Raw genomic sequence first — 25,925 nt, 5'->3', positions numbered from 1 at the left:
GGGGGGCCGGATGCGCTGCGACAAACTCTGGAGCAATGCGCGGCTGGCGACGATGGCCGGCGATGGTCTCGGTATTGTCGATCGCGGCGTGGTCGCCGCCGCGGCCGGGCGGATCGTCTATGCGGGGCCGGCGGCCGATGCGCCGCAGCTCGATTCGATAGAGACCGCCGATTGCGGCGGGCGCTGGATCACGCCCGGCCTGATCGATTGCCATACGCATCTGGTGCACGGCGGAGACCGCGCGCACGAATTCGAGCTGCGGCTGGCAGGTGCATCCTATGAAGAGATCGCCCGTGCCGGCGGCGGCATCGTCTCTACGATGCGCGCGACCCGGTCAGCCGATGAGGACGGTCTGGTTGCGACCGCGTTGCCACGCCTGGACGCGCTGATCGCCGAAGGCGCGACCACAGTCGAGGTGAAGTCGGGCTATGGCCTGGCACTCGAAGACGAGCTGAAGATGCTGCGTGCCGCCCGCAGGCTCGGTCACGAACGCAGCATCCGCATCGCCACAAGCTTTCTTGGCGCGCATGCGCTGCCGCCCGAATATGCCGATGATCAGGACGGCTATGTTGCCTATGTCTGCGACGTCATGATCCCGGCGGTGGCAGACAGCGGGCTGGCTGACGCAGTCGACGCCTTTTGCGAAGGCATCGGGTTCACGGTCGATCAGACCGGTCGGATCTTCACCGCCGCCCGCTCCCACGGCCTGCCAGTCAAGCTTCATGCCGAGCAGTTGTCGAACAGCCATGGTGCAGAAATTGCTGCGCAGCATTCTGCGCTGTCGGCGGATCATCTCGAACATCTCGATGCTGCCGGTATCGCGGCGATGGCGCGGTCAGGCACGGTAGCTACGCTGCTGCCCGGGGCCTATCATTTCATGCGCGAGACCCGACTGCCGCCGATCGCCGCGCTGCGCGAGGCGGGCGTGCCGATCGCGCTGGCGACCGATTGCAACCCCGGCACATCGCCGCTGACCTCCCTGCTGCTGGTGATGAACATGGCCGCGACGCTATTTCGCCTCACCGTCGACGAATGCCTGGCCGGTGTGACCCGCGAGGGCGCGCGCGCGCTGGGCTTGCTGCCCGAGACCGGCACGCTCGAGGCCGGCAAGAGCTGCGATCTGGCGATCTGGGATGTCGAGCGGCCGGCAGAACTTGTCTACCGCATGGGCTTCAATCCGCTCCATGCCCGTGTCTGGAGAGGTATGTGACCGAGATCGTCCTGCAGCCGGGGAACGTGACGCTGGCCGACTGGCGCGCCGTGCTGGACGGCGCTGCCGTGCGGCTCGATCCCGCATCCGCGCCGCGTATCGCGGAAAGCGCTGCTGCGGTCGAACGGATTTTGGCGCGCCACGAGCCGGTCTACGGCATCAATACCGGGTTCGGAAAGCTGGCCAGCGTCCGCATCGGTGACGAAGATCTCGCAGCGCTCCAACGCAACATCGTGCTCAGCCATGCCGCCGGCACGGGGCCGGCGGTGCCGGTGCCCATCACGCGGCTGATGATGGCGCTGAAGCTGGCCAGCCTGGCCCAGGGTGCCTCGGGCGTGCGACCGGAGACGGTGGCGTTGCTCGAAGCGATGCTGGCCCGTGGGTTGACCCCGGTGGTTCCGTCGCAAGGGTCGGTGGGGGCAAGCGGCGATCTTGCACCGCTTGCGCACATGGCGGCCGCGATGATCGGCGTCGGGCGGATCGCGGTCGATGGCGCAATCGTGCCGGCCGGCGATGCGCTGGCCCAAGCGGGGCTCGAACCGCTCGCGCTCGGGCCCAAGGAGGGGCTGGCGCTGCTGAACGGCACGCAATTCTCCTGCGCCTATGCGATCGCCGGCCTAGTGGCGGCTGAAGATCTGTTCCGCGCCGCGCTTGTCACCGGCGCGTTGTCCACCGAGGCGGCCAAGGGATCGGATACGCCGTTCGATCAGCGTATCCACGCGCTGCGCCGCCACGCCGGGCAGATCGAGGTCGCGGCAGCGCTGCGCACGCTGATGGCGGGATCGGCGATCCGCGCCAGCCATGCGGAAGGCGACGAGCGGGTGCAGGATCCCTATTGCCTGCGCTGCCAGCCGCAGGTGATGGGCGCTTGCCTCGATATGCTGCGTCAGGCGGGAACGACACTGCTGACCGAGGCCAATGGCGTGTCGGATAATCCGCTGATCTTCGCAGGCGAGGATGTCGCGCTGTCGGGCGGCAATTTCCATGCGGAACCGGTTGCCTTCGCGGCCGATATGATCGCGCTGGCGCTGTGTGAGATCGGATCGATCGCGGAGCGGCGGATCGCGATGCTGGTCGATCCGGCGCTGTCGGGCCTGCCCGCTTTCCTGACGCCGCGGCCGGGTCTGAATTCGGGCTTCATGATCCCGCAGGTCACGGCCGCGGCGCTGGTGTCCGAGAACAAGCAGCGGGCTTATCCCGCCAGCGTCGATTCGATCCCGACCTCCGCCAATCAGGAGGATCATGTCTCTATGGCCGCACACGGCGCGCGACGGCTGACCGCAATGGCGGACAATGTCCGCGCTGTAATTGCGATCGAACTGCTCGCCGCGGCGCAGGGATGCGATTTCCACCGTCCGCTCGGTTCCAGCCCGGTGCTGGAAGCGGTGCGGGCCGCGTTGCGCGAAAAGGTGCCGACACTGGATGAGGATCGGCATTTCCATCCCGATATCGAAACCGCGATCGCGCTGGTGGCGGCGGGCGACGTGGCCCGCCCGGCGCTGGCCGACCTGCCGGGACTCGCGGCATGAGTGCCGACTGGATCCAGGTCAGCCGCGGCACTGCACCGCTGATCGTCAGCCTGCCGCACACCGGCCCCGAGCTTGCCGGCGCGTTCGCGTCGCTCGATCGGGCGCGGTTCGATGCTGACTGGCACATCGATCGCCTCTACGCCTTTGCGCACCAGGCGTTTGGCGCAACACTGGTGCGCACCCCGATCTCGCGCAGCGTGATCGACGTGAACCGCGATCCATCCGGAGTATCGCTGTATCCCGGCCAGACGACGACCGGACTGTGCCCGACCGAAACCTTCGCGGGCGAACCACTATACCACGATGACCTCGCGCCGGATGCAGCGGAAATCGAACGACGCCGACAGAGCTGGTTCGATCCCTATCATGACGCGCTGTCAGGCGAGATCGCGCGGCTGCGCGACCAGCATCCGCGGATCGTCCTATACGAAGCGCATTCGATCCGATCGGTCGTGCCGCGTCTTTTCGATGGCGTGCTGCCCCAGTTCAACATCGGCACCGATCATGGCCGGACATGCGATCCGGCGTTGCAGTCGGCCGTGACAACGGTCTGCGCGGACAGCGGCCTCGGCCATGTCGTCAACGGACGGTTCCGCGGCGGATGGACGACGCGCCATTACGGCCGGCCGCAGGAAGGCGTCCACGCGATCCAGATGGAGCTCGCTATGCGCGGCTATCTCGACGAGGACCAGCCCTGGCCACCGGCCTGGGATTCCGCCCGCGCTGCGCCCTTGCAGGCAATCTTGCGCGATGTGCTCGCCGCCTGCCTCACTTTCGCGAAAGCCTGATCCGCATGACCCGCCACGATCCCAGCCGCGTCATCCGCCCTGCCATCGGCACCACGCTCAGTGCGCGCAGCTGGCTGACCGAAGCGCCGCTCAGGATGCTGATGAACAATCTCCACCCTGACGTCGCCGAGCGGCCCGAGGATCTGGTCGTCTATGGCGGGATCGGCCGTGCGGCGCGCGACTGGGAAAGCTATGACCGGATCGTCGAAACGCTGCGCCGCCTGGGTGACGACGAAACACTGCTGGTCCAGTCCGGCAAGCCGGTGGGCGTGTTCCGCACCCATGAAGATGCGCCGCGCGTGCTGATCGCCAATTCCAACCTGGTGCCGAAATGGGCCGATTGGGCGCATTTCGACGAACTCGATCGCAAGGGCCTTGCGATGTACGGCCAGATGACCGCGGGCTCGTGGATCTACATCGGCACGCAGGGCATCGTGCAGGGCACCTATGAGACGTTCGTCGAGATGGGGCGCCAGCACTATGGCGGCGATCTGTCCGGCAAGTGGCTGCTGACCGCCGGGCTCGGCGGGATGGGCGGGGCGCAGCCGCTTGCCGCGGTGATGGCCGGCGCATCCTGCCTCGCGATCGAATGCCAGCCGAGCCGGATCGAGATGCGGCTGCGCACCGGCTATCTGGATCGTGCGACCGAAAGCCTGGACGAAGCACTGGCGATCATGACGACTGCGCGCGAGCCCGTCTCGGTCGGCCTGCTCGGCAATGCGGCCGAGCTGCTTCCCGAAATGGTCGCACGCGGCGTTCGGCCCGACCTGCTGACCGACCAGACGAGCGCGCATGATCCGGTCAACGGCTATCTGCCTTCTGGCTGGACGGTCGAGCGCTGGATCACGACGCGCGAGCAGGACCCGGCCACCGTCGCCGCCGCGGCGAAAGCATCGATGGCGCGGCATGTGCAGGCAATGCTCGATTTCCAGGCGGCAGGCGTGCCGACCGTCGATTATGGCAACAACATCCGCCAGGTCGCCAAGGATGAAGGGGTGGCGGATGCCTTCGCCTTCCCTAGTTTCGTACCGGCCTATATCCGCCCGCTCTTCTGCCGCGGGATCGGGCCTTTCCGCTGGGTCGCGCTGTCGGGTGATCCGGAGGATATCTACCGGACCGACGAAAAGGTGAAGGAACTGCTGCCGGATGACGGGCACCTGCACCGCTGGCTCGACATGGCGCGCGAGCGGATCAGGTTTCAGGGCCTGCCCGCGCGGATCTGTTGGGTCGGGCTTGGTGATCGGCATCGGCTCGGCCTCGCTTTCAACGAGATGGTGGCGCGGGGCGAACTGAAGGCACCGATCGTGATCGGGCGCGATCATCTCGACTCAGGTTCGGTCGCCAGCCCCAACCGCGAGACCGAAGCAATGCGCGACGGATCCGATGCGGTCAGCGATTGGCCGCTGCTGAATGCGCTGCTCAACACCGCCAGCGGCGCGACCTGGGTGTCTCTGCATCATGGCGGCGGCGTCGGCATGGGTTATTCGCAGCATAGCGGCATGGTGATCGTAGCCGACGGCACCGAGGCGGCCGCCCGAAGGATCGCGCGCGTACTTTGGAACGACCCGGCGACCGGCGTGATGCGCCACGCCGATGCCGGCTATCCGGATGCCATCGCCTGCGCACGTCAGCAGGGCCTGGATCTGCCGAGCCTTTGACGCCGGATCAGTCGATATAGTCCAGCCAGGCGATCACGTCGTTGCTGGTTTGCAGGTAGAGCCCGGCCTGCATTGCCTCGTCCTGCTGCGCCGCGATCCGGCTCGCTTCCCCCAAGGGGCCGTAGAACAAGGTGGTGGCGATGCCGCCCTCGTCGTCGAGATGATAGAGCCGCACCGCGGCGTCGTCTGAAATCGTCCGCATCGCCCCAGGCTATGAGGGGTAGGCCACGGCTGGGCAAGCCGGCAACGCGGTGGCATGCTGGCGGCGGGGAGAAGGCCGAATTGACCGAAGCCGTGACCGCACCGCGCACCTATTCCAGCGAGATCATGGCCGAACGCCGCTCCCGCATCCTGCGCGAGGCGCGCGATTTGCTGGCCAAAGGCGAATCCAACCTGACGATCAACCGGCTGTGCGAGCGCGCCGAAGTCGCGGCCCGCACCGTCTATCGCGCATTCGGCGATCGGGAAGGCGTGATCCACGCCGTGATCGCCGAGCATATGGAGGCGATCCAGGCCTTCCTGGCGGTCGCGCCGCTGAAAGGCGATATTGAATCGGTATTTCGCGAATATGACTGGATCACAGCCGAGCTGTTCCGCGGGCCGGAATTCGCGCGCGTGATCGTCGGCTTCTATTTCTCGCAGAACCCGCGCCCGCGCGCGCTCGCCTCGTTACGCAGCGTCGCCTATCAGCGGATCGTCGCCTGGATGGACCATGCCGCGCGCGCGGGGCATCTGGCCCCCGCGCTCGATCGCGAGCGGATCGCGCTGCACCAGGTCGATACCGAATATGTCCAGTTCAACAAATGGGCGGCCGGGCAGACGCCGAACGAGCGCGTGGCCGAGGAATTGAAGGCCAATTTTCTGATGACTGCGATCATCGCATCGCAGGGACTGGAGCGCGATCGGCTTACCGATCTTCTTGCTAATGCCCACGCCCGTCTCGGCCCGCCGCAACTCGATTGAAACGAGTGTCATAAAAAAGTTTCGAGCAGGATCGGTGAGTGCTGCACCGCGGCAGCTCAGTCGCAGTTGAAAATGGCTCGTATCCGCCAATGGGCCGCCAATCTCAGCCCAAATGTGCTGCAAACGCTAACATGGCATGTCATCTTGCCACGCTGAGGCTACAAGATTACCATGCATGTGCGTTTCTGATCGACCCGTAACGAGGCCGACGACGCGCGGGGAGAGGGAATGCTGAAGGTTCATGCCTTTCTTGTGAAGCTGCCCGAGCTGAGCGACGAGGCCTTCTTCGCGCACTGGCGACATCCGCACGGCACGATGACACGGCGCATTCCGCAATTCCGACGGTACGTGCAGAACCACGGGCTCGGCAATCCGCCTGCCGTACCCGGCTTCGCATCCGGCCCTTGGCTTGGCATGCCGGTGATCTGGGTGGATGATTTCGAAGCGCTGGCCGCGGCCAATGCGCATCCGAATTATCCCGAGCTCGATGCCGATGCCGACGAGATGTACGTCCGCAGCGAACTGGCCTGGTCGATCGGACAGGAGATCGTGCTGACGCCGCAGGCGGCCGGCGCGGCGACGATGCCGGTCAAGGCGCTGCTGCTGCTGAAGGCGGGGCCCGCGGCGATCGACGAACCCGCCCTGCGATCGCTGCTGTGTCGTCTGCGCGATCTGTTGCCCGAACGCACTGGACTGCGCGCCACCCTGCCCGGATCGGCGGAGGCGGCGGGGCCGTTCGATGCGATCGTCGAGATCAGCTTTGACGATCGGGCTCGCTTCGACGCGGCCTGGGGAGACGGCGCGGCGATCGCGGCCGAGGTAAATCGCATCGCCGATCCCGACGGGACCAAAGCGATGCTGGCGCGCGAGGAGCGCGTGATCTGGCCAGACGATGCCACGGGGGGCGAACAGGCATGACGATCCATCAGCCGATACCGGCGGTCAGCGACTATCTGTCTCGCCGCCATGCGCTGATCATCGATGGCGCGCCCGTGCTGGACGGCGGTGACGGCGAGATTGCCGTGCTCGATCCCGCCACCGGCGAAGAAGTCGCGCGCGTGCCCGCGGCCGGAACGGCCGATATCGATCGTGCGGTGGCCGCCGCACGGCGCGCGTTCGACGATGGCCGCTGGCACGGCCTGGCCGCCGAGGAGCGCCGCCGCATCCTCTGGCGCTTCGCCGATCTCGTGGCCGAACATCGTGAGGAACTCGCGCATCTCGACGTCGTCGACAACGGCATGCCGCTGGCGTTCGCGCAGTGGGAGATCGGCGCATGCGAAGCCTGGCTGCGCAACGCGGCCGGCATCGCCACCCAGCTGTTCGGGCGCAACGCATCGGGCATGATGTCGGGCGGCGGCGTGAACATGCATGCCTACACGCTGGTCCAGCCGGTCGGCGTGGTCGCGCTGGTGGTGCCGTGGAACGCGCCGGCGGGCAATCTGGTGATCAAGCTCGCCCTGGCGCTGGCCGCGGGCAACAGCTGCGTCGTCAAGCCGGCAGAGGATACGCCGCTGTCCGCACTGCGGTTGGGCGAACTGGCGCTGGAGGCAGGCATTCCTGCGGGTGTCGTCAACATCGTACCGGGCCATGGCCGGGTGGCGGGCCAAGCGTTGGCGGACCATCCAGGTGTGGACAAGATCAGCTTCACCGGATCGACCGAGACCGGCAAACGCATCGTGCGCTCGGCCGCGGGGAATCTGAAGCGGGTGACGCTGGAACTGGGCGGCAAATCCCCCGCAATCGTGTTCGACGATGCCGATCTCGAAGCCACCATCCCGCAGGTGGCGATGGCGATCTTCGCCAATACCGGCCAAGTCTGTTTCGCCGGCTCACGGCTGTTCGTGCAGCGCGGCATCTACGACAAGGTGGTGGCCGGGGTGGCGGAATTCGCCAAGGGCCTGAAGATCGGCAGCGGGTTCGACCCAGCCAACCTGCTGGGGCCGCTGATCTCCGCCAAGCAGCAGCAGCGCGTGACCGGCTATATCGCGCGCGGCCGCGAACAGGGGGCCGAAGTGGTGACGGGCGGCGGCACGCCGGCGCGCAACGGCTTCTTCATCGAGCCGACCGTGTTCGCGAACGTCAATCGCGACATGGATATCGTGCGCGAGGAGATTTTCGGCCCCGTGCTCGTGGCCACACCGTTCGACGATCCGGCCGAAGTGGTGACCGCTGCCAACGACACGCGCTACGGCCTGGGTGCCGGCATCTTCACGCGCGACGTGAACAAGGCGCATCTGATGGCGCGCGCGATCGATGCGGGCAATGTCTGGATCAATTGCTACGGCACCGTCCACCCCGCGCTGCCGTTCGGCGGGTTCAAGGAATCGGGCTGGGGCCGCGAGATGGGCGCGGAAGGGCTGGCAGCCTTTACCGAGAGCAAATCCGTCTATGTTCAGCTGAGCGCCTGATGCGGCGCGGTTGCCTGGAGGGGATGATGACCCAGCGATACCGGATCGGGCTGACGATCGCGCTGGCGGCGGCGGCAATCAGTCTGCAAGGCTGCGCGCCCGCCGATGCCGAAAGCCGATCCGGAAATGTCGATCGGCTGGTGAACGCCGGTGCGGAACCGCAGAACTGGCTGACGCATGGCGGCACCTATGCCGAGCAGCGCTTCTCCACGCTCGACCGGATCGACGCCGCGAATGTCGGCCAGCTCGGCTTGGCCTGGTCGGCCGATCTGCCCAGCGAGCGCGGCCAGGAATCGACTCCGCTGGTGGTGGACGGCACGATGTACGTCACCACCGCCTGGTCGAAGGTCGTCGCGCTCGATGCCGCCACCGGCAAGCAGAAGTGGGTGTATGATCCGCAGGTGCCCGGCCGTTTCGGCGTGAGCGCCTGCTGCGATGTCGTCAATCGCGGCGCCGCTTATGATGCCGGCCGCGTCTTCGTGGGCACCATCGACGGCCGCCTCGTCGCGCTGGACGCCGCGACCGGCAAGCCCTTGTGGTCCACCGTCACCGTCGATCAGACCAAGCCTTATACAATCACCGGAGCCCCCCGGGTCGCAAAGGGGCTGGTGCTGATCGGCAATGGCGGCGGCGAATATGGCGTGCGCGGTTATGTGTCCGCTTATGATGCGAGAACAGGCAAGCTGGCCTGGCGCTTCTACACCGTGCCGGGCGATCCTGCAAAGAAGGACGCTGCTGCATCGGACGACGCGCTCGAACGGCTGGCGCGGCCGACCTGGTTCGGTGACCAATATTACAAGTTCGGCGGCGGCGGCACCGTCTGGGATTCGATCGTCTACGATCCCGAACTGGACCGCATCTACATCGGCGTCGGCAATGGCGGCCCGTGGAACCGCAAGATCCGGTCGGAGGATCGCGGCGACAATCTGTTCCTGAGCTCGATCGTCGCGCTCGATCGCAAGACCGGGGCCTATGTCTGGCACTATCAGGAGACGCCGGGCGATACCTGGGATTTCACCGCGACTCAGCAGATCATGCTGGCCACGCTGGCGGTGGACGGCAAGCCGCGCCGGCTGATCCTGCATGCCCCCAAGAACGGCTTCTTCTACGTGATCGATCGCGATACGGGAAAGCTGGTCTCGGCCGACAAGTTCGCGCCGGCCAACTGGGCCAGCCATGTCGACATGAAGACGGGCCGCCCGGTCGAAACGCCGGGCGCGCGATTCCAGGACAAGCCGTTCCTCGCCACGATCGGTGCATCGGGCGCGCACAATTGGCATCCGATGGCGTTCAGCCCGAAGACCGGGCTGGTCTATATCCCGGCGCAGGAAGTGCCGTTCCTCTATGTGAAGGACGAGAAATTCCGCTGGCGGCCGGATCTTTGGAACCTGGGCGTCGACATGATGTCCACACCGCTGCCCAGCACCCCGGCTGAGATTGCCGGCATGAAGCAGGCGCTACAGGGTCGGCTGATCGCCTGGGATCCGATCGCGCGCAAGGAAGTGTGGCGCGTACCGCATGACGCCACCTGGAACGGCGGTGTGCTAGCGACGGCGGGCGATATCGTGTTCCAAGGCCTGTCCGATGCTACCTTCCGCGCCTATCGCGCGCAGGACGGCAAGGAATTGTGGCGGTTCGATGCGCAGACCCCGCTACTGCCGGGGCCAATCAGCTACAGCGTGAAGGGCGTGCAATATGTCGCCGTGGTCGCGGGCAATGGCGGCGGGTTCGCACTGTCGCTACCGTCGTTCGATGGCCCGCGCGTCCAGCCGCCGCCGCGCGTGCTGGTGTTCCGGATCGGCGGCAAGGCCAAGCTCCCGGCGCTCGCTGGAACTGTCGCGTCGCCCAATCCCGTGGCGGACCGTTTCTCGGCCGCCCAGATTGCCGAAGGTGGCCAGCTGTACGGCCAGATCTGCGCCGCCTGCCACGGCATGGGCACGTTGAGCGCCGGCATCCTGCCCGACCTTCGGCGCGCCGGTTCGCTGGCGGATCGCGATGCCTGGAAGACAGTCATCATCGATGGCGCACTGGCCGACCGGGGCATGGCGAGCTTCGCCAAATATCTCACCCCCGGCCAAGCGGAATCAATCCGTGGCTATGTCGCGGCGCAGGCAGCGCGCGCATCGAAATGAGGAGCGGACCATGCCGACGTTGCTGACCCATATCGAAGTCAAACCGGATGCCATCGCGCGGTGGGAAGAGATCCTCCAGCTGATGGTGCAGCATACCCATGGCGACGAGCCGGACATGCTGCGCTACGAATATTGGCGCGGCGAGGAGCGCGGCAAATATTATGCGCTACTGGCCTATCCAACGGCCGCCGCTTTCTATGCCCACCAGGGCAGCGACTATCATGACGAGTTCCTCGACGATTTCACCGACATGTTCGCTGCCATGCGGATGGAATGGGTGGATCCGGTGACGGGCGGGGGATCCGGGCTGCCACCAACCGAGAATGATCCGCTGCCGGCCGACACGCCGCAGAAGATACGCGATCAGCTGGCGATCTATCCGATCCTGGTCGCGGACTGGTGGCATGGAGTGCGCAAGCGCGATTGAAGGATTTCTAGTTCGGTACCGGGGAAGACGCCCGGCCCGCATGAGGGAGTGATGACAATGATGAAGCGGACATTGTTCGCCACGGCCGCATGCGCGGCGGTGGCCTTGGGACTTGCGTGCCCTGCACATGCGCAGGCAGATCCGGCGGGGCCGGCCACCGCGACCCCCGCGACCGACGGTCAGCCCGAGCCGGCCGACGACGGCGGCCTTGCCGAGATCGTGGTGACCGCGACCAGGCGCGATTCCAATCTGCAGACGACGCCGATCGCGGTGACCGCAGTCGATCAGACGCTGATCCAGCAATCCAGCCCGCGCACGATCGGCGACCTGGCAGTGTTCGTGCCGAACTTCTCGGCCGCCACCATCACCGGCTTCAACGCGGCATCCTTCTCGATCCGCGGCGTCGGCCAGAACACGATCATCGTCTATTTCGAGCCGCCCGTCGCGGTGCTGGTCGACGACTTCGTGGTCCCATCGGTCCAGACCCAATTGCTCGACACGTTCGATGTCGCGCAGGTCGAGGTGCTGCGCGGGCCGCAGGGCACGCTGTTCGGCAAGAACACGTCGGGCGGCGCGGTCGTAGTGAAGACGAAGGCGCCCGTGCTTGGCGAGATCGGCGTCGAAGGGCGCGTGCAGGCGGGCAGCTTCGGCACTGCCAATGTCGCTGGCGCCTTCAACGTGCCGATCGGCGATACGCTCGCCTTCCGCGGCGTGATCGGGCACCAGCAATCCAGCGGCTATTACCGCAACGGCGGCTGCTTCGGCCCCGTCACGCCCTTCGCCACCGGTCCGGTCGCGGACAAGTTCCGCGGCGTATCCGGTTGCGGGGACGGCCGCCGGCTGGGCGGCGCGGATGTGTGGAACGGTCGCGCGAAGCTGCTGTTCGAACCGAGCGACAGCTTCAACGCACTGCTGCAGTATGAATTCCTGCGCGATCGATCGGATAGCGTGCCTGCCATCAACGAGACGCCGAATGATCCGCGCTTCCTGTTCTCCGCACTCGGCCTGGGCAAGAATTTCCGCCCTGGCAGCACCGATCCGCTCGACAACGCTGCCGTGACCGATCGCAATGACGGCTTTATCTTCATGGGCCGTGGCCAGCGGATCAACGTCGATGGCGTTTATCTGAACATGAACCTGGATGTCGGCGATGTCGGCACGCTGACGTCGGTGTCCGGGTATCGCAAGCAGATCTCCCGCCTTCCCAACACCTATATGGGCGTGGCGCCGGTCGCGGCGGATGGGACGGTGCTTTCGCTGTTCGATGCCAGCCGCGACGATGACCGCAAGACCTATCAGCAGGAACTGCGGTTCGCTTCGACCTTCGATGGGCCGTTCCAGTTCGTGGCGGGCGGCTTTTTCCAGAAGGACAAGACCAGCTACTGCGTGACCGAACTGCTTGCGTTCCTCGATCTCGCCAGCGGCCCACTGCCGTTCGGCAACTGGAACGACGAACCCTATATCCTGTGCAATGCGCAGAAGGCGAAATCGACCGCGGTATTCCTGGAGGGGACCTACAAGATCACCCCCGAGCTGACCTTCACCGCGGGCGGCCGCTATACGTGGGAACGCAAGACCTTCTTCGGCCGGCAGCAGGTCTTCGTGCCGCAATTGAACGGCGGCTTCGATCCGTCGATCACGATCGACAGCGCGCTTGATGCCAATGTGTTCGATTATCCGGCGAACGTGATCCGTGTCCGCGCCCGTGCCAACGAGCCGACCTACCGCGCCAGCCTAGGCTGGCAGGCGACGCCCGATATCTTCGCCTATGCCACCTACTCGCACGGCTTCAAAGGTGGCGGCTTCAACGATCAGGTCGGCACCTTCGCCCCGTTCCAGAACGCTGACGGCACCCAGAATCTCGATCTATTTGCGGCCGCGTCTGCCGCCACCAAGCCTGAAAAGGCCGACAGCTACGAAGCCGGTGTGAAGACCGAATTCTTCGACCGGCGGGTGCGCTTCAATCTCACCGGCTTCCACGTCATCTACAACGATCTCCAGAAGCAGATCGTGGTGCCGCTGGTGGTCAACGGCCAGCCATTCCAGGTGACGACCTTCTTCAACGCTGCCAAGGCCGAGGTGAATGGCGCCGAAGTCGAACTGACTGCGGTGCCGACGCGTGGACTGACGCTGCGCGGCGTGCTCGGCTATCTAGATGCCAAGTACAAGGAGTATGTGACGCCCATCCCGGCTGGCTATGATCTGTCGACCGCGCCGCTCGACCGTGCTCCGAAATGGCAGTGGACGGTAGATGCCAGCTACGAGGTGCCGGTCGGTGACTTCAAGCTGCTGTTCAATGGCAACGCCAATTATGTCGGCCGCAATCTGTTTACCCAGTCGATCGATAACCCGGCTGACAACACGTTTCTGAATGCGCGGACATTATTCAACGCTTCGGTCACGCTCTCCGATGCTGACGATAAATATTATGTTCGCCTGATCGGGCAGAACCTGTCCGACAAACGCTACCGCACCGCATCTCAGGTTGTGGGCGGTCTCTGGCAGGCCACCCAGTTCGGGGCACCGCGCTATTATGGCGTGGAACTCGGCTTCAAATTCGGCCGTGATACGCGCTGACGCGGCCTAAACGGCTCCTCCTGACGGCACGGTCGCTAGCGGCCGTGCCGTTTTTTTGCCGCTACTTGATCAGCACCGCGACCACGCGGCGATTGGCGCCGTTCCGCGGCGAAAGGCTGGGCAGCGGCCGGTCTGAACCATAGCCGCGGACATCGAGCCTTTCGGCATCGACGCCTTGGGCAGTGACGAGGTCCGCGACGGCGCGTGCGCGCCGTTCCGATAGCTCGCGATTGCTGGCTGCACTGCCAATCGAATCCGTATGCCCTTCGATGCGCAACCTGCGGCCGGCGAGCCGCGGATCGGCGAGCGCGGTGGCGAAGGTGCGGATGCGCGCCTGGCTGCCGGCGTTCACCTCATCGGATCCCGAAACGAACGTGACCCGTAGATCATATTGGCCGGCGGGCGCGGCGGCTGTGGCGACCGGCCTGCGTCGGGAAGGCGCCGCGGCCGGGGGGGCGGCTGGCTTGCCTCTGTCCTTGGCGAAGCTGAACCCACGCGCCGTGCTGGACCGCGCAGCGGGCGCTGCGGTACAATCGCCGAGCAATTGGCAGACGACGGCGTCCGGATCATCGCCGGACTGCGCGACGGCGGGCGAAGCGGCCAGGGCGGGTGTGACAAGCATCGAGAAGATCAAGACACGCAACATGCGATCGTTCCTCCGATCAACTGCTTGCCACGTTAGGCGCCCCTGCGGTTGCCGTCAAAAAAGCCGCAAAGTCGTTCTTGGTGTCGTCAGGTCTAAGCGCCCCGACGCTGCCCTCGTTCGCGTTCGAAGGCAGGCGTACTGCCCCCAACTCACAACACGATGTCCGCCGCGACGAGCGCGACGCCGCCGGCCACGCCGACCAGCACGACGATATCCGCAACTCGATCGCCATTGACGTCGCCCCAGAGCTGGATCGAGGTGCCGCTGCCTTCGACGCGAAGCTCGCCGGCCGTGCCGGAAAAGGCCTGCGTCCCGACGAAGGCAAACGCCTGATCGTTGGCGACGCCGCTGACTGCGTCGACCGCCGACAGGTCTATGCGATCGCCATCGGCGTGGCTGAAGTCGAGGATCTGGTCCGCGGTCGCGGCGGTCGTACCGGTATCGCCCGGCCTGAACAGGAACCGGTCTGCGCCGGCACCACCCTGCAGCAGATCGATGCCGGCATCGCCCGACAGCCTATCGTCGCCTTCGTTGCCGCGCAGGAAATCGGCGCCAGATCCACCGGCCAGCGTATCGTTACCCGCCATGCCGAAGATCGTGTCGTCCCCGCCGGCGCCATCGATCCGGTTCGCCGCGCCATTGCCTTCGATCAGGTTGGCGAGTTGGTTGCCGGTGCCGTCGATGGCGAGCGTGCCGGACAGGCCGAGCCGCTCGACCTCCGCTGCCAGCGTGTAGCTGACCGACGCGGAGACAGCATCATTGCCGCTGCCAGCGAGCTCGACGACGACGTCGCCGACATCGTCGACGAGATAGGTGTCGTTGCCGGAGCCGCCTTCCATCCGATCGACACCCGCGCCGCCACCCAGCAGGTCATTACCGTCATTGCCGATCAATATGTCCGCGCCTGCCAGTCCGGCCAGTTGATCGTTGCCAGCGCCGCCAGTGATGCGGTTATTGCCGCTATTGCCATTGCCGGCGAAGTTAGCGCTCCCGGTGAAGACGAGATACTCGACCGCGGCAGCGAGCTGGTGAAGCGAAAGCGTGGTCCGGACCTCGTCAATGCCACCCCCGTCGGTTTCGAGCGTACGATCGCCGGCATTGTCGACGATGTAGACATCGTTGCCGAGCCCGCCCTGCATCCGATCCGCCCCGGTGCCGCCGTCGAGCATGTCGTCCCCGCCGAAACCGGTGAGCGTATCATCACCGGCTAGGCCCATCAGCTGGTTGGCACCGTCGGTGCCGGAAATGGCGTTCGCGCTGCCGTTGCCGGTGGCGTTCAGCGCGGTGCCGGCGAGCTGCACATTCTCCACCTCCGCGGCGAGTATGATGTTGACCGATGCGACGACGCGATCGATGCCGCCGCCGGCTGCTTCGACGAGCGTGTCGCCGGCGTCGTCGACATAATAGAGATCGTTGCCGCTGCCGCCGTTCATCGCATCGGCACCGCTTTCGCCATCGAGCAGATCGTCACCGGCTCCGCCAACCAGAATATCGTTCCCCCCGCGCCCGTAAAGCAGGTCGGCCCCGTCCGCGCCGTCGATCCGGTTGGTAGCCGCGTTGCCGATGATCGTGTTGGCAACGGCGTTGCCGATGCCGTCGATCGCAGCGGTGCCCTGCAGCAGCAGCCGCTCGACATTGGCGGTCAACATGTAGCTGAAGCTGGTCGATACGCTGTCGAAGCCTTCGTTGAGCGCCTCGATAACAATATCGCCGGCGTCGATGACATAGGTGTCGTTACCGCCGTTGCCGATCAGCGTATCGACGCCGAGATTGCCGCGCAGCGTATCGTTGCCGCCGCCGCCGATCAGCGTGTCCGCCCCGTCTCCTCCGGCCAGCAGGTCGTCGCCCTGGCCGCCGGTGATGCGATTGTCGAGCGCATTGCCGGTACCGCTGAAGGTGCCGCTCCCGGTGTAGCTGAGTTGCTCGACGAAGCTGCCGAGCGTGAAGATGGCGAGGCTGGTTCGAACGGTGTCGATGCCGCCGCCGCTGAGTTCGGTCACTGTGTCGCCGGCATTGTCGACAATGTAGATGTCGTCGTCCGCGCCGCCGGCCATCGCATCGATGCCGTCGCCGCCATCGAGGGTGTCGCGGCCGGCGCCGCCGATCAGCGTGTCGTCACCCAGCCGGCCGTTCAGCACGTCATCCCCGCCGCCGCCGTCGAGCCGATTGGCGGCCAGCGTGCCGCTCAGCGTGTTGGCCAGCGCGTTGCCGGTGCCGTTGATCGCCCCGGTGCCGGACAGGATCAGGTTCTCCACATCGTCCGTCAACGTCCAGTCGAGCCCGGCGGTAACCGTGTCGGTGCCCTCGCCGGCGAGCTCGGTGATGGTGTCGCCAGCATCGACGACGTAACTGTCGTCACCTTCGCCGCCGATCAGCAGGTCCGCGCCGCTGTTGCCGCGCAGGGTATCGTTGCCGCGTCCGCCGGTCAGCGTATCGGCACCGTCGCCACCCTGAAGCAGATCATTGCCGATGCCGCCGGTAATGCTGTTGGCAAGGCCGTTGCCGATGCCCGTGAAATTGTCCGTACCGAGATAGACCAGCCGGTCGACTTCGGTGGGCAATGTATAACTGGTGAGCGTCGTGCGGACTTCGTCCGCGCCGCCGCCGGCAGCTTCAACGACGACGTCGCCGCTATCGTCGACCAGATATACGTCGTTGCCCGCACCGCCCACCAACCGATCCGCGCCGCCGCCGCCGTCCAGCCGATCGTTGCCGTCCAGCCCGCTCAGTATATCGGCCTGCGCGCCGCCAAAAATGCGGTCGGCCCGGTCGGTACCGGTGCCGGTGAAGCTGGCAGTGCCGGTGTAGCGCAACGATTCGACAAAGTTGGGGAGGGTGTAGCTGGCAAGTGCGGTGCGGATCTCGTCACTGCCCAGACCATCGCCCTCGATCACGACGTCGCCGGCCGAATCGACAAAATAGAGATCGTCACCGGCTTCGCCGACCAGGCGATCGTCGCCCGCGCCGCCGTCCAATATATCCGCGCCGTTGCTGCCGTTGAAATCGTCGTTGCCGATCCCGCCCGTCAGACGATCGTCGCCGAGACTGCCGCGGATCGTGGCGACCTCGAAATTCTCCAGCTGCTGGGTGCCGGAATAGGTCTGCACGCTGACCGAACTTGCAAGCGCGAAGGTGACGCCGTTCTCGAAGTCGAAGCTCAGCCGGATGCGATCGATCCCGCCCCCTCCGTCCAGCAAGTCGTTGCCACCGCTGGCGATGATATCGTCCGCCCCGCTGCCGCCGACCAGGACGTCGTCTCCATAGCTGTCGATTATCGTCACCGCTTCGACAGACACGAAATTCACACTGAAGGCGTTGGACGTATAGTTACCATCATAGGCGATGAATTCGACGCCGAAGAAGTTGCGCAGATCGACGAATGCGCGATCCTCGCCGTTGCCACCGTCATAGTTGCCGTTGGCGGTGACGACGAGCAGATCATTGCCGTCATCTCCGTAGACGAGGGCTTCATACTGGCCGGGATTGAGGATATCGTCGCCCTCACCGCCTCTCAGCAGATTGTAAAAGCCATATTCGTTCGAGTTGTCGGGATCGTCGGCATAGAGTTGGTCGTTGCCCGCGCCGCCCTGCAGCTCGTCATCGCCCGCGCCGCCGATCAGCAGATCGTCACCGCCGGCCCCATTGAGGACATCGAACCCTTCGCCGCCGCGGATTTCATCGGCGAGGGCCGATCCGATCAGCGAATCCTCCAACCGACTGCCGATGATCCGCACGAGCTCGATATTGTAGAGCGCGATGTAGAATTCGATTGATTGCTCGAGCGTCGCCCCGGTCCCGATCTCGTCCGGATAGCGCTCGAAGCCGATCGTAGCGACGTCGTAGCCATCGCCGCCATCCGCATAGTCGCCAAAATCGATAATGAACCGGTCGTTGCCGTTGCCGCCCTCCATCACGTCGGCGCCGGATCCGCCGATCAGCGTGTCGTCGCCTTCCTGGCCGTTCAGATAGTCGTCGCCCGAACCGCCCGACAGGATGTCATTGTCGGCACCGCCGTAAAGTTGATCATCTCCGAACTGGCCGTAGATCTCGTCATCGCCTGCATCACCCCGCAGGATATCGTCGTCGATATCGTCCTGCGCCTGTGCGTACAGCTCGATTGCGTCCACCGACGAGGCCGCGTTGCCGGTCGGGTTGTACCCGCCGAAGATCAGGTCCGCGCCGTCGCCGCCCTGGATGAAATCGGTACCGCCGCGGCCGGAGATGATGTCGGTATCGGCGCCACCGTCGATCTGGTCGCTGCCCTTTCCGCCGTCGATGATGTCGTTGCCGGACCCGCCCTGGATGATGTCGTCGCCATCGTCGCCGAACAGGGTGTCGCCGTCTGCGCCGCCATCGATCCGGTCGATCCCCGCTCCGCCACGAACCGTGTCGGTGCCGATCCCGCCGGACAGTATGTCGTCTCCGCCATTGCCGGCGATCTGGTCGTTGCCGCCAGCGCCTGTCAGCGTATCACCGCGCTCCGCGCCGAGCAGTGCGTCGTCGCTCGCGCCGCCGGTTAGCGCCAAGCTGCGCCCGAGCAGCAGGTCGGTCGCGAGCAGCGGGCTTGCGGATAGGATCGTCATCGCACCGGCACCGGTAGTGATGCTCAACTGGGTCCCGCCCGATCCTGGCGTGAGCGCAAACGCAGTGACTGCGATTGCGGTCAGATCGATGCGATCGACGCCGCTGACGAAATCGGTGATCCGATCCGCGGCGCCGGATACGCTGTCGCTCGCCGCGGCATAAACGAACAGATCGGCGCCGAGCCCCCCCGTGAGCGTATCCGTGCCCCCCGCGCCGCGGATGATGTCGTCGCCCGCGCCGCCGGTCAGCACATCGGCGGCAGTGCCGCCGGTGATGGCGCGCGATACCCGGATGTCCGTCTCGGCGATCGCCTGGCTCGAGCGGATCAGCAGCGATCCCGTCGCAGTACCGATGGTGACGCGCCATTCGCCAGAAACGGTCGCGATCGAGATCGACGTGGCGACGACATTGCGGACATCGAGCGTATCGACCCCGGTCTGGAAATCGGTGATGAGATCGGGAGCGGCGGTGGTTGAATCGCCGAGCGCCGTGATGCGGAAGACATCACGGCCGAGCCCGCCTGTCAGCACATCGCTGCCGCCACCGCCGGCGATCAGATCGTCGCCGGCTGATCCGACGAGCGCGTCGGCGCCCGCCGACCCTGCGAAGTTGAGCAGGCCCGCGAAGTCGATGCTGTCGGGAAATGTGCCGCTTTCGTCGGAACCCTGGCTGTTGCCGATCCGGTAGCTGCCGGTGCCGAACGTATCGACGATGCTGAAGCTGTCGCGGGTCAGGATCAGCTGGCCGCTCTCGAAGCCGAAATCGATGAAGAAAATCTCTTCCGAATCCGCGATCGACCAGGGGGTGCCGTCGCTGAAGTCGGGATCGAAATCGATGATGCCGTGGCCGATGTTGAAATCGTAGAAGAAACTATCGCGCGCGAGGACGAAGACGTTGCCGGGGAAACCCTCTGCGGTGCCGCCATTGTACAGCCAGTCGATCTGCTCCGCCGTCGCGTCGCCGAGCGAAACGAAACCAAGCGCCCAGATCGTGACGGTGGTGACGGGCGCGCTGCCGCCCAGATCGATCGCAAAGGGCAGGGTGATGGTCCGTCGGGCGGCAGCATCAAATCCGCCGATGCTCAGATTGCTGCGATTCTCCCAGATCTCCCCGGTGATATCGAAGCTGCCGCCCTGATCGACTGCCGCCCGCCTTGTCCTTGCCATCTCTTGCCCCGCCCAAGTCATTCGCCCCAAACGGCAAATAGCGCGACTTGCTTACTTGGCAAAGCCATCCGTAGATAGGCAGGTGAGCGACATTCGATACAGTGCCTTCATCAGTTACAATCATCGCGACGTCGCCTGGGCCCGATGGCTGCACAAGGCGCTGGAGCGCTATCGCGTGCCGCGCCGCCTGCTCGGGCGCGAGGGGCCGTTCGGGCCGATCGCCGCCAGGCTGCCGCCGGTGTTTCGCGATCGTGAGGAGCTGGCCGCATCCTCCAATCTGGCGCAATCGGTGCAGGATGCGCTGGCGGTATCGGGCTCGCTGATCGTCATCTGCTCGCCCAATGGTGCGCGATCGCGCTGGGTGAATGAAGAGATCCGTACCTTCGCCCGGCTCGGCCGGGCGGATCGCATCCTTTGCCTGATCGTCGCGGGTGATCCGCTCGCACCCGCCGATGAGCCCGCCGCCTGCATGCCGCCCGCATTGCAGGAGATCGGCCAGGAGCCGCTGGCGGCGGACCTGCGCAAATCGGGCGACGGCCGCGCTGCGGCCAAGCTCAAGCTGCTCGCCGCCCTGCTCCAGCTTCCCTACGACGAGTTGCGCCAGCGGGAAGCGGCGCGGCGGCAAAAGCGGCTGCTGGCAATCGCTGCGGCGGCATCGGTCGGCTTCGTGATGATGGCGGGTCTCGCGATCGCGGCACTGCTGGCGCGCAACGAAGCTGTCCGCCAACGGGACATCGCGCGCGAACGCACGATCACGGCAGAGCGCACGGTCGGCTTCGTCAAGTCGATGTTCGAGGTGTCGGATCCGTCCGAGGCCCGCGGTGCCACCATCACCGCGCGCGAGGTGATCGATCGCGGCGTTCGAGATATCCGCACCAGCCTGCAGGACGAACCCGCGGTGCGTGCCGAGCTCGGGCTGACGCTGGGCGAGGTCTATGGCAGCCTTGGCCTGCTGCGCCAGGCGGATCAGTTGATCGCATGGACCTTTCGCATCCCCCATGGCCGCGAGGCGACCCGGGCCCGGCAGTGGCGCGCACTCGGCGATTCCCGCTTCCGGCTGGGTGATTACGAGCCGGCTGCCGACGCCTATCGTCGTGGCCTGGCAGCCGCTGCCGCCGCCGCCCCGGCAACTGACGACATGATCGCTTCGTTGCAGGTGGGGCTCGGGCAGACGCTCTCCGCACTCGGCGAAGACGCGGCGGCCGCACGGACGATCCGCGCCGCGCTCGCTCGTGATCTCAAGGCGAAGGGTGGGCGCTCACCCGATGTGGCGCGCGATCTCGAAGCGCTGGGCCTCAACGCCTTCTATGCAGGGCGTTATGCGGAGGCCGAACCGATCGTGGCCCGCGCGCTGGCAATCCGCAGGGCGACCGGCGGACCGCTCGACCCCAGCGTTTCGGACAATCTAAACAGCTTGGGCAACATCGCCTATTTGCGTCAGGACGGGGTGGCTGCGGAACGCTATTGGCGACAAAGCCTTCGGGTGGACGAGAAGGTGCTCGGCTCCGACCATCCCGACGTCGCCATCACGCTGAACAATCTCGGCCGGGTGCTGCTCGAACGCCGCCGCTTCGCCGACGCGGAGGCGTTGCTGGCGCGCGCCGCGCGGATCACGCTGGCGCAGAAGGCGGAAACCCATGACGACATGGCGTTCATCTTCGCCAGCCTGGCGGCGGCGCGGCGCGGGTTGAGTGACGATGCCGGTGCAGGCGCGCTGCTCGAAAAGGCGCTCGCCGCCGCTCGTCTGCACAAGCACCGCACGCTCGGCCCGATCCTGACCGATATGGCGGATATGCGCTGCGCGGCCGGTGATATCGCCGGGGGGCTGAGAATGCTCGACGAGGCCGCGCCGATCGTCGCCGAAACCTATCCCGACGATCCCTGGCGGCCGGCATGGAACCTGGCGATCCGCGCGGACTGCCTTGCGCGCGATGGGCGTGGCGGCCAGGCGCGCACCCTGTTGGCCAAGGCGATGCCGGCGATTACGATGCGCTGGCCAGCAGGATCGCTCTATGCGGTCGATCTCGCCGCACGCCGCGCCCGGATCCGGGATGCCAAAGGATGAGTGACGACCCCGTCGCGCAGGCCGAGCGCGCGCTACAGCAGGGCGATACGCTGCTGGCCTACGATATCGCCGCCGAGGCCGTCGCGGCAGGCGACCCGGCCCCGCGGCTACGTTACCAGATGGTTCTGGCTCTGGCCCGGATGGGCGATACCGACAGTGCGCTCGACCAGCTGGATGGGCAGTCGGCGGTCGACGAGGACCAGGCCGCATTGCGCGGCCGTTTGCTCAAGGACCGCGCACTGGCTGCGCCACCTGCAGAGCGGGCCGCCGCGTTCGCGGCAGCATGCGCTGCGTATGAGGCGGCTCATGCTCGTTTCGGCGGCTATTTCGCGGGGATCAATGCCGCCACCCTCGCCTTGCTCGCTGGCGATCGGCCGCGTTCGCAAGCGTTGGCGCGAGCGCTGCGAGACAGTTCCGCGCTGGCGCAGCCGAATGATTATTTCGAACATGCCAGCGCAGCCGAGGCAGCGCTGCTGCTGGGCGATCCGACCCAAGCGGCACGGCTGATCCGCGCCGCGATCCGCCTGCCCGATGCAAATCCAGGCGCGCGCGCCTCCACCGCACGCCAGATTCGGATGCTGGCACCAGCCCTGTCCATCGACGCCGATGTAACGGACATGCTGCAGCATTTGCTGCGGCCGCCGCCGGTGCTGGTCTACAGCGGCCACATGTTCGGCGGGAACCAGCCGGCCGAAGCGGCGCTGCGCGCGCGGATCGACGCGGCAATCGCGTCCGCTGGTGCCAGCATCGCCTATGGCGCGCTCGCTTGCGGCGCCGATCTGCTGATCGCCGAGGCGTTGTTGGCGGCCGGCGCCGAACTCAATATCGTATTGCCCTTCGCCACCACCGACTTCGTCTTGCAGTCGGTCGATACCGGCGGCGCTTGCTGGCGCGCGCGCTTCGATGCGGTGATCGGCCGAGCGGCCAGCGTCAGTCATGCCACGTCCGCCGGCGCGGTCGGCGATCCGGGCCAGTATCATCATGGCACCGCCTACATGTTCGGTCTCGCCCGCCTGCGCGCCCGCGCACTCGAGACACGCGTCGCCTTGATCGCGGTGTGGGACGGCAGCAGCGGTGTCGGCCCTGCCGGTACCCAGCAGGACATCGCCTTGGCCGAGCGACTGGGTATCGCGGTCGATGTCATCCCGCTCGGCCCGCTCGATCGCGCGCGCGGCCAGGCTGCAACCATGGATGTGCCTGCCATCCCCCGTGAGACCCGGTCGATCATCTTCACGGATTATTCCGGCTTCTCAAAGCTGGCAGAAGCGGCGCTGCCGCGCTTCTGGGAAGAGGTGATGGGTCGCATCGGGCGGGTGCTGGATGGCCATGCACCGCATGTCCGCTTCCGTAACAGCTGGGGTGATGCGCTGTACGCGGTGGTCGATACGCCCGTGCACGCCGCCGAGATCGCACTGTCGATCCAAGAGGCGCTTGCCGGGTTCGATCCGCAGCGGCTGGGCCTGCCCGATACCGCCGGCACGCGGATCGGGGTGCACCATGGGCCGGTCTTCGTGGCACCCGATCCGATTACCGGCCGCCAGGGCTATTTCGGCACGGAAGTGACCCGCGCTGCACGGATCGAGCCGATCACTCCGGTCGGAAAAGTCTATGCGACCCAACCCTTTGCCGCGATCCTTGCGCTCGAACCGGTCGCCCGTTTCGCCACCAACTATGTCGGGCGGGTGCCGTTGGCCAAGGCTTATGGCACGATCCGAATGCACCGGCTGACGCGTGTGACGGGCTGACTTCTGCAGGGTCCGTAGCCGGTTATGCTCTGAAGAGGTGGGATGCTTTTCGCCAATTGGGGCGGATCGGCTCCAGCGTCCCGTTCCCAAATCGCAGAGGCAAATCACCACGGCGGACGCACAGAAGTTGATGCAAGGATCCCGCAGGCTTTGCAGACCTTTCAGCCGGCAAGTCCTCCATCGGTGGCGCGAGCCCGTCCTGCGCTGGATCGCGGTTTTGCCCAAAAAGATGATATTGTCTCTCGTGCGCGGCGGCATCATGCGAAATGCGGGTGGCGCGATACGCTGGCCGATGTAAGAGAGCGTGACTTTTCCTTAGGAGACCTGCCGCATGGATCTCGGGCTCGCTGGTCGCAAGGCCATCCTCATCGGTGCCAGCCACGGCATCGGCCTTGCCACTGCCAAGGTGCTCGCGGCCGAGGGCTGCGCCATCGCACTCTGCTCACGCTCTCAAGAGAGTGTCGACGCTGCGGTTGCCGCACTCGGCGGCGATAGCGGCAACGTGTTCGGCGGTGCCGTCGATGCATCGGATGCCGCGGCCCATGGCGGCTGGATCGCGCAGGCGGCGGAGCGCCTGGGCGGATGCGACATCTTCATCCCGTTCACTTCGACCAATACCGGCGTGGACGACGAAGCCGGCTGGCGCGCGGTGTTCGAGGCCGACACGCTGCCGCTGGTACGCGGGGTCGCTGCCGCCCTGCCGGCGCTGAAGAATTCCGACGCTGGCGCGATCGTCACGGTGTCCTCCACCGCCGCCTTGGAAGAGTTCATGGGCCCGGGCGCATACAATGCGCTGAAGGCCGCGACGATCAACTATACCGCCGCGCTTGCCCAGAAACTGGCGCCGGAGGGCATCCGCGCCAACTGCATCACGCCCGGCCCGGTGGAAATGGAAGGCCGCGCGTGGGATCACATCAAGACCGCGATGCCCGATTTCTATAACGGCATTCTCGGCCAGATCCCGATGGGACGGATGGGGCAGGGCGAAGAGATCGCCCGTGCGATCGCCTTCGTCGCCTCACCAGCCTGCCGCTTCATGACCGGTGCGAACGTGGTGATCGATGGTGGCTTCACCAAGCGCGTCAACTTCTGATCATCTGGCGCAGCCCCGCGCTTTGACGGCGCACGGTTGGGGGTCGGGTTGCGTACGGCGGTCTACCGGAACTGCCGTGTGCTGGTGCCGGGCTACCACGCAACCATCAGCGACAACGTGGCGTAAGGCACCACCGTCGCGGTGGTGCCACCGGGAGCATCGAGGCGGCGCAGCCGAGCGTCGCGAATGAGCGCGAGCATTTCGGCCTGCAGCGTCGCGGCAGCACTACCTAGGCGCACCGGCTGCGATAGCGCGAGGCCAGCGCTGCCATAGGCGCGGTTCCCGCTGGATGCGCCGTAAAAATCTCGCCAGCCAATCCCCGCGGTAAGCGGAACCGCGAGCGTCGGGCCATTTTCTCGTGCAGACAAGTCGAACGACGGCGCGATCCCGATGATTGTGAAGACGCCGCCGTCGCCTCGCGTGCGTCGGGTGAGCGCAGCCCGTGGTTTCAGCCGGCCGATCCCGTCGTCGGTGGCATATAGCAGGGTGAAGCTCGCCTCGTGCGTCGTCTTGGCGACACCGTTTGGGCTCGCCTTTATCGTATAGGTTGCGGCCGTGGTGAGCCCATCGGTCGGGCGCCACGCCAGCCCAAGCAGATTGTTGCTCTCGTACCAGGCACGCGGCACGGCGCGCTCATCGCCGCGCGGGGCGTGAAAGCCGTTCGAGCTCTGCCCGATCAGAAACAGCGTACCGTCGCCGTCCGCGCCGCGCCCCGCCACAAACACGCCGCCGATCGCGACATGGGCCGGCAGGCGCGCAAGCCCAGCAGCATCGTCATCGAGCGCGCCGCGCGCATAATCTCCGTTGCGCAGGTCGAACGAGACGATCGGGTGCCAATTACGCCGCGCTGGTACGTCGATCTCGGAGAGTGTCGCGTCTTCAGTGTCGGCGAACGGAACCGATTGCGCTGCGCCCGGCGCTGCGACGAGCATCG

17 protein-coding genes are annotated in these 25,925 nt (G+C 66.0%); 13 read left to right on the top strand and 4 right to left on the bottom strand.

The annotated features are described in order from the left end of the window. The first annotated feature begins 10 nt into the window (after positions 1–10). The 4 genes from hutI to hutU are packed head-to-tail and all read left to right on the top strand — an operon-like array spanning position 11 to position 5,185. On the top strand, positions 11–1,210 hold the full coding sequence (gene hutI / locus ABC347_RS10655; protein ID WP_413245705.1) for an imidazolonepropionase: 1,200 nt from the start codon (positions 11–13) through the stop codon (positions 1,208–1,210). Then, positions 1,207–2,739, top strand: a complete 1,533-nt coding sequence (hutH, locus tag ABC347_RS10650) for a histidine ammonia-lyase (RefSeq protein ID WP_413245704.1) — start codon at positions 1,207–1,209, stop codon at positions 2,737–2,739. The genes hutI and hutH overlap by 4 nt, the downstream gene beginning before the upstream one ends. Then, entirely contained in the window at positions 2,736–3,527 is a 792-nt protein-coding gene (hutG, locus tag ABC347_RS10645; protein WP_413245703.1) for an N-formylglutamate deformylase, read from the top strand. Before hutH ends, hutG begins: the two co-directional genes overlap by 4 nt. A 5-nt stretch (positions 3,528–3,532) precedes the next feature. Next, entirely contained in the window at positions 3,533–5,185 is a 1,653-nt protein-coding gene (gene hutU / locus ABC347_RS10640) for a urocanate hydratase (protein ID WP_413245702.1), read from the top strand. A gap of 7 nt (positions 5,186–5,192) precedes the next feature. Here the strand turns inward: hutU and ABC347_RS10635 are convergent, their stop codons facing one another. Beyond that, entirely contained in the window at positions 5,193–5,387 is a 195-nt protein-coding gene (locus tag ABC347_RS10635; protein WP_413245701.1) for a hypothetical protein, read from the bottom strand. An 80-nt stretch (positions 5,388–5,467) separates the two neighbouring features. Between ABC347_RS10635 and ABC347_RS10630 the strand changes: the two genes are divergently transcribed. The 6 genes from ABC347_RS10630 (at position 5,468) to ABC347_RS10605 (ending at position 13,692) form a co-directional block, all read left to right on the top strand. Next, on the top strand, positions 5,468–6,148 hold the full coding sequence (locus tag ABC347_RS10630; protein WP_413245700.1) for a TetR/AcrR family transcriptional regulator: 681 nt from the start codon (positions 5,468–5,470) through the stop codon (positions 6,146–6,148). A gap of 228 nt (positions 6,149–6,376) precedes the next feature. Beyond that, positions 6,377–7,066, top strand: a complete 690-nt coding sequence (locus ABC347_RS10625; protein ID WP_413245699.1) for an EthD domain-containing protein — start codon at positions 6,377–6,379, stop codon at positions 7,064–7,066. After that, complete coding sequence (locus ABC347_RS10620; protein WP_413245698.1) at positions 7,063–8,556, top strand: aldehyde dehydrogenase family protein; 1,494 nt, start codon at positions 7,063–7,065, stop codon at positions 8,554–8,556. Before ABC347_RS10625 ends, ABC347_RS10620 begins: the two co-directional genes overlap by 4 nt. A 26-nt stretch (positions 8,557–8,582) precedes the next feature. After that, a complete protein-coding gene (locus tag ABC347_RS10615; protein WP_413245697.1) occupies positions 8,583–10,688 on the top strand; it encodes a PQQ-dependent dehydrogenase, methanol/ethanol family in 2,106 nt (701 codons plus the stop codon). Positions 10,689–10,698: 10 nt separating this feature from the next. Continuing rightward, entirely contained in the window at positions 10,699–11,115 is a 417-nt protein-coding gene (locus ABC347_RS10610) for a putative quinol monooxygenase (protein WP_413245696.1), read from the top strand. 51 nt (positions 11,116–11,166) lie between these two features. Beyond that, the gene (locus ABC347_RS10605; protein ID WP_413245695.1) at positions 11,167–13,692 is read left to right on the top strand and encodes a TonB-dependent receptor; all 2,526 of its coding nucleotides are present in this window, start codon (positions 11,167–11,169) and stop codon (positions 13,690–13,692) included. Positions 13,693–13,753: 61 nt separating this feature from the next. Here the strand turns inward: ABC347_RS10605 and ABC347_RS10600 are convergent, their stop codons facing one another. After that, positions 13,754–14,338, bottom strand: coding sequence for an OmpA family protein (locus ABC347_RS10600; protein WP_413245694.1), 585 nt, complete (start codon positions 14,336–14,338; stop codon positions 13,754–13,756). 149 nt (positions 14,339–14,487) lie between these two features. Further along, a complete protein-coding gene (locus ABC347_RS10595) occupies positions 14,488–20,088 on the bottom strand; it encodes a beta strand repeat-containing protein (RefSeq protein WP_413245693.1) in 5,601 nt (1,866 codons plus the stop codon). An 82-nt stretch (positions 20,089–20,170) separates the two neighbouring features. On the opposite strand from ABC347_RS10595, the gene ABC347_RS10590 reads away from it, so the two are divergent. The 3 genes from ABC347_RS10590 to ABC347_RS10580 all read left to right on the top strand — a co-directional run bounded on the left by ABC347_RS10590 (position 20,171) and on the right by ABC347_RS10580 (position 24,991). After that, positions 20,171–22,153, top strand: coding sequence for a tetratricopeptide repeat protein (locus tag ABC347_RS10590; protein ID WP_413245692.1), 1,983 nt, complete (start codon positions 20,171–20,173; stop codon positions 22,151–22,153). Beyond that, the gene (locus ABC347_RS10585) at positions 22,150–23,898 is read left to right on the top strand and encodes a tetratricopeptide repeat-containing protein (protein ID WP_413245691.1); all 1,749 of its coding nucleotides are present in this window, start codon (positions 22,150–22,152) and stop codon (positions 23,896–23,898) included. The genes ABC347_RS10590 and ABC347_RS10585 overlap by 4 nt, the downstream gene beginning before the upstream one ends. A 331-nt stretch (positions 23,899–24,229) precedes the next feature. After that, entirely contained in the window at positions 24,230–24,991 is a 762-nt protein-coding gene (locus ABC347_RS10580; protein ID WP_413245690.1) for an SDR family NAD(P)-dependent oxidoreductase, read from the top strand. A gap of 92 nt (positions 24,992–25,083) precedes the next feature. On the opposite strand, the gene ABC347_RS10575 is transcribed toward ABC347_RS10580, so the two are convergent. Then, entirely contained in the window at positions 25,084–25,923 is an 840-nt protein-coding gene (locus ABC347_RS10575; protein WP_413245689.1) for a hypothetical protein, read from the bottom strand. Between the last annotated feature and the right edge of the window lie 2 nt (positions 25,924–25,925).

The organism is Sphingomonas canaveralia, assembly GCF_047238125.1.
GTDB lineage: Bacteria > Pseudomonadota > Alphaproteobacteria > Sphingomonadales > Sphingomonadaceae > JBDFMH01.
This window is presented reverse-complemented; position numbering and strand designations above follow the sequence as displayed.